1 protein-coding gene is annotated in these 273 nt (G+C 72.9%); it reads right to left on the bottom strand.

Features of this window, described 5'->3' with window-relative positions; all coding sequences use genetic code 11:
• Positions 1-273, bottom strand: a 273-nt coding sequence (locus GTW43_RS30130; RefSeq protein WP_161305155.1) for an ATP-binding cassette domain-containing protein, incomplete at both ends; no start/stop codon positions are given.

Below are 273 nucleotides of genomic sequence, written 5' to 3'. Positions count from 1 at the left end.
GGGTCGAGCGCCGAGGTCGGCTCGTCGAACAGCATCACCTCGGGCCCCATGGCGAGTGCCCGGGCGATCGCCACCCGCTGCTGCTGCCCGCCGGACAGCGACGACGGGTACGCGGCCGCCTTCTCGGCCAGGCCGACCCGCCGCAGGTTCTCGGCGGCGATGTCGGCCGCCTCCGCCTTGCCCCGGCCGAGGACGCGGCGCTGCGGCAGCGTGAGGTTCTCGGTGACGGACAGGTGCGGGAACAGGTTGAACTGCTGGAAGACCATCCCGATG

This window comes from Streptomyces sp. SID5785, from assembly GCF_009870065.1.
Taxonomy (GTDB): domain Bacteria; phylum Actinomycetota; class Actinomycetes; order Streptomycetales; family Streptomycetaceae; genus Streptomyces.
The sequence above is the reverse complement of the archived record's forward strand: the minus strand, read 5'-3'. Positions and strand labels throughout refer to the sequence as shown.